The sequence below is a fragment of the Actinomadura soli genome (assembly GCF_005889715.1).
GTDB classification, from domain to species: domain Bacteria; phylum Actinomycetota; class Actinomycetes; order Streptosporangiales; family Streptosporangiaceae; genus Spirillospora; species Spirillospora soli.
This window is the reverse complement of the sequence record NZ_VCKW01000563.1, coordinates 1-1,421: the sequence shown is the minus strand read 5'-3', so window position 1 is coordinate 1,421 and position 1,421 is coordinate 1. Positions and strand designations below refer to the sequence as shown.

Sequence of the window (1,421 nt, the reverse complement as noted above, 5' to 3'; positions counted from 1 at the left end):
CGCTGTCTAATTCGTCGGCCGCGCCAGATGTGTATAAGCGACAGCCTTCCGGACGGCCAGGGACCCGGCACCGGGAACCGCCCGCCGCACGGCGCCAACCCGCCCGGCCCGCCGAACCGCGGCCGGCCGCTGAACGGCGCCGACCGGGAGGACCCCCTCTTCGCCGGACCCTGACGCACGCACCGCGCGGGCCCGGGGTCACCGGGCCTAGCCGTACCTCGTCACCACGTAGAGCGCCAGCACCACCACCACGGTGATGATCGCCACGTGGCCGCGCTCGCGCGTCACGGCCTGCTTCAGCCCGTTGACCCGCCTGCGGCCGAGCTCGAGGTCCCGCACGGCGCGGCGGGCGCGTTCCCAGTGGACGCCCGTGTAGATGGCCAGGGCGGCGACCCCGACCAGGAGCAACGCGTTTCCGCCCATGGACCCGCCTCCGTTGTCGCGGAAGCTCAGATTGAACACCCGGAGCGGGCCGCCTGGCCATGTCCGGCGACACATTTCGAGAATTCAGGCGGAACCGGACATGGTTCACGGCCGACGGATTATCGGCCGCGGGGGCCCGGTCAGTGCCCGAACCGCTCGGGGTCGATCTCGATCCAGATCTGCTCGGCGCGGCCCAGCAGCCGCCCGTCCGCCCCGTACAGCGCCGTCGCCGCGTGCATCTTGCGGCCCTCGCGGCTGCGCGCGAGGCCCATCACGACGCACCGCTCGCCGGCGTCCGGGACGTCCATGACCTGCCCGGTCATCGTGCCGAGCACGGCCGGGCGGCCCGCCACGTCGAACGACCAGCCGCCGGGGCAGTCCAGCGCCGCCCACACCAGCTCCCGCTCGGGCACCCGCTCCGGCGTCCACGGCGCCGCGACCGTGCCGTCGGCGACGTGACCCGGTTCGAGCCGCAGCCCGGCGCCCGGCTCCCGGTCGGGCCCGCAGACGAAGCAGCGCGGGAACGGATGATTCTCCACCGCCCGGAACTTCTCCGCCGCGTCGAGGGCCTCCTCGAACGGGACGGGCGCGATCGGCGGCACCACGATCGCCCCCGCGAGCGCCTCGGCGATGAGCAGGTCCCCGTCCCACAGCCGCACGCTGTGCCCGCGCTCGTCCTCCGCCGTGACGGTCAGCTCGGTGTCCAGCGGCGGCGGCTGCCGCAGCGTCACCGTCACCGTGTCGATCGGCACCCGCCCCGCGAGGCGCCCCGCCACGTACCCGCCGTTCCCCGACCCGTCCGGCCCGTGGAACCGTCCATCGATGATCATCAGTCGTTTCCCCCGTGTTCGCCACCGCACCCCAAAACGGCATCGATCATAATCCGCCCCACCGACACCCATCATCCCGCCCTCGACGACGCAGGTCACACCACTGGACGGAACACAAGCCGGGGTGGCGAAGGGGTCGCCCCCTGGGCCTATACGGCTCGGGAGGGC

2 protein-coding genes are annotated in these 1,421 nt (G+C 73.3%); both read right to left on the bottom strand.

The features are described from left to right. Positions 1 to 207: 207 nt before the first annotated feature. On the bottom strand, positions 208 to 423 hold the full coding sequence (locus ETD83_RS41835) for a hypothetical protein (RefSeq protein ID WP_138650769.1): 216 nt from the start codon (positions 421 to 423) through the stop codon (positions 208 to 210). Between the two features lie 140 nt (positions 424 to 563). Continuing rightward, positions 564 to 1,253: a hypothetical protein gene (locus ETD83_RS41830; RefSeq protein ID WP_138650768.1), complete on the bottom strand. Its 690-nt coding sequence runs from the start codon at positions 1,251 to 1,253 to the stop codon at positions 564 to 566. Between the last annotated feature and the right edge of the window lie 168 nt (positions 1,254 to 1,421).